General features: G+C 77.2%; 3 protein-coding genes and 1 pseudogene. All 4 read left to right on the top strand.

Going from position 1 to position 3,058, the window contains the following annotated elements; all coding sequences use genetic code 11:
• The first annotated feature begins 219 nt into the window (after nt 1-219).
• Nucleotides 220-1,119, top strand: a complete 900-nt coding sequence (locus ABZV94_RS40935) for a permease (protein WP_356350112.1) — start codon at nt 220-222, stop codon at nt 1,117-1,119.
• On the top strand, nt 1,116-1,850 hold the full coding sequence (locus ABZV94_RS40930) for a TIGR03943 family protein (RefSeq protein WP_356350110.1): 735 nt from the start codon (nt 1,116-1,118) through the stop codon (nt 1,848-1,850). The genes ABZV94_RS40935 and ABZV94_RS40930 overlap by 4 nt, the downstream gene beginning before the upstream one ends.
• Before the next feature lie 186 nt (nt 1,851-2,036).
• The gene (locus ABZV94_RS40925) at nt 2,037-2,639 is read left to right on the top strand and encodes a hypothetical protein (RefSeq protein ID WP_356350107.1); all 603 of its coding nucleotides are present in this window, start codon (nt 2,037-2,039) and stop codon (nt 2,637-2,639) included.
• Nucleotides 2,640-2,812: 173 nt separating this feature from the next.
• A pseudogene (locus ABZV94_RS40920) lies at nt 2,813-3,058 on the top strand (peptidoglycan-binding protein); the annotation flags it as partial.

Below are 3,058 nucleotides of genomic sequence, written 5' to 3'. Positions count from 1 at the left end.
CGCCGATGCGCCCACCATCCCTCACGAAGGGTTATGGTGGAAACCCCCCCTCGGGGCGGGGGGGCGGCCCCCCCCCGCCCGGGCCCCCCGGCCGGCGGGGGCGGGGCGGCGCCGTGGGGGGCGGGCCGGGGGCCGGGGCGGCCCCCGGGTCCCCCCGCCCGGCCGCGGCCCCTCGGTGCCGCTCTGGCGCTCACGGCCGGTGGCGCGGCCGCGTTCCTCCTGGCCGGCACGCCGTGGCTGAACCATCCGGCCGTCCAGGCCTGGCGCACCGTCTGCCTGGCCATCACCGTCCAGGCACTCCCGTTCCTGCTCCTCGGCACCGCCCTGTCCGGCGCCATCAACGCCTTCGTGCCGGCCGACCTGTTCACCCGGGTGCTGCCGAAGCGGCCGGCCCTCGCCGTGCCGGTCGCCGGCGCCGCCGGTGCGGTCCTGCCGGGCTGCGAGTGCGCCTCCGTGCCCGTGGCGAGCAGCCTGATCCGCCGGGGCGTGACCCCGGCCGCCGCCTTCGCCTTCCTGCTCTCCGCACCCGCGATCAACCCCGTCGTCCTCACGGCCACCGCCGTCGCCTTCCCGGGCAGCCCCGCGATGGTCGCCGCCCGCCTGCTCGCCTCCCTCGCCACGGCGGCCGTCATGGGCTGGCTGTGGCTGTGGCTCGGCAAGGACGAGTGGCTGCGCCCGCTCCTGCGCCACCGGCCCACCGGCCACCGGCCCGGCCACAGCCGCTGGACCGAGTTCCGGCTCGGCTTCCAGCACGACTTCCTGCACGCCGGCGGCTTCCTCGTACTGGGCGCCATGGCCGCCGCCACCTTCAACGTCGCCGTGCCGGGCTCCGCCCTCGACGCCTTCTCCGGCTCGCCCTGGCTCTCCGTGCTCTTCCTGGCCGGCCTCGCCGTACTGCTGGCCGTCTGCTCGGAGGCCGACGCGTTCGTCGCGGCCTCGCTCACCGGCTTCTCGCCGACCGCACGGCTCGCGTTCCTGGTGGTCGGCCCGATGGTCGACCTGAAGCTGATCGCCCTCCAGGCGGGCACCTTCGGCCGTGCCTTCGCCTGGCGGTTCTCCACGGCGACCACCGTCGTGGCCGTCACCGCGAGCGCCCTGATCGGAGGCGCGCTGCTGTGAAACGCCCCCTTCAGGCCCTGCTCCTGGCGCTGACCGGCATCGCCCTGCTGCACACGGCCCTCCTCACCGACACCTACCTGCGCTACGTCAAGGCCGGACTGCGCCCGGCCCTGATCGTGTCCGGCGCCGTCCTGCTCCTGCTCGGCCTGGCGGGAGCGGTCACCCGGGACCGGCGGCACACGGCCGGCGACAGCGGGCACGGCCACGGCCACGACCACACCGCCACCCCGCGCGTCGCCTGGCTGCTGTTCCTGCCCGCGCTCAGCCTGCTCCTCCACGCCCCGCCCGCACTCGGCGCGTACACCGCGGCCCGCGCCGACACCAGACCCGTCGCCGTGCAGAAGGGATTCCCGCCGCTGCCCGCGACCTCCCCGCTGCCGCTGACCCTCACCGACTTCACCAAGCGGGTCCAGCAGGACCGCGGCCGGGCCATCGAGCACCGCACCGTCCGGCTGACCGGCTTCGTCACCCCGGCCGGAGCGGGCGACGGCTGGTACCTGACCCGGATCGTCTTCTCCTGCTGCGCGGCGGACTCGCAGACGCTGAAGGTGCGCGTGTACGGCAGCGGGGCGCCTCCGGCGGACACCTGGGTGGCGGTGACCGGAACCTGGCACCCGCGCGGCACCCTCGGCACCGGCACCGCGGAGGCGGCACTCGACGTCAGGGACGTCCGCCCCGTCGCCCAGCCGGTGAACGCCTACACCGACGACCTGCCGCTCACCCCCTCCTAGGGCCGGTCGGGCGGTGCGGTCGGCCGCGGCCCGGCCTCTCCCGCAGGGAAGGACCGGCCCGCAGCGGACGACGGGCCGGGACGGGTGCAGGATGGTGTCATGACCCTCGCTCGGGCGACCGGGGCCGGGAGACCGCGGGTGCCGCCGCGGGGTCCGGCCGCCGGCGGGCGAGAGGAGGCGGTGACGATGACACGGACACCTCCCACGACGGTCACCCGGGTGCGGCTGTGGCGGTGGCGGCGCAACCCGCTCCGGCGGCACAGCGATGTCGTCGAGGCCTGGATCGTCCTCGCGGGCTGGGTGCTGGCGCTGGTCGTCGCGGTCGTCGCGGGCCTGTGGGCGGCACACGCCTCCGAGTCCGCGTTCGCGGCGCGGCTGGCCCACGTGCACCCCGTGTCCGCCGTGCTCACCGACGACGCGGCGCGGACCCCCACCGCGGGCAGCGGCTACGACGACGGGCGGGTCTGGGCCGCCGTGCGCTGGACGGACCCGGACGGTTCGGCGCACACCGACCGGGCGAAGGTCTTCCCCGGAGCCCCCGCCGGCACCCCGGTGACGGTGTGGACGAACCAGGCCGACCGGGTCGTGGCGGCCCCCGTCACCGGAGCGGAGGCCGACCTGCAGTCGGCACTCACCGGTGTCCTCGTCGCCCCGGTGGCCGGCGCGCTGGTCTGGGGCGCGGGGTGGCTGGTCCGCGGCCGGCTCATCCGGCGGCGGCTGGCCGAGTGGGACGAGGAGTGGAGGCAGATCGGACCCCGCTGGGGCAACCTCAGCGGAGGGCGGGGCTGACCCGGCCCGCGGCCGGCGCGCGCCCCCTGCACCTACCGCGGAGGTTGTACAGAGGCCCGGCGCTACCGCGGCCGTTGGAGCCGGGCGTCAACTCCCGGGTTGGCGACGTGCGGACCCCCGGCACGTAGCTTGTGTGCCGTGCCGGGAGGCACTCGTCAACCAGGGGGAAACACATGCGGACGAACATTCTCACCCGGACCCTCCTCGCCACCGCGACCACGGTGGCGCTGGCCGCGGGGAGCGTCGCCGCCGCGGGCACCAGCTTCGCGGCGCCCGCGACGGCCCACCCGGCGGCGGCCCCGGGCCGCCCCCCCCCGGCGGGGGACAACCCCCGCCGGGGCGCCCCCCCCGCGCCGAAGGTGCCGCGCAGGCGGGCGACGAACTGGAGCGACCCCGCCGCCCACCACGGCCCCCGCGGG

This window comes from Streptomyces sp. NPDC004658 (genome assembly GCF_040609555.1).
Taxonomy (GTDB): Bacteria; Actinomycetota; Actinomycetes; order Streptomycetales; family Streptomycetaceae; genus Streptomyces.
This window is presented reverse-complemented; position numbering and strand designations above follow the sequence as displayed.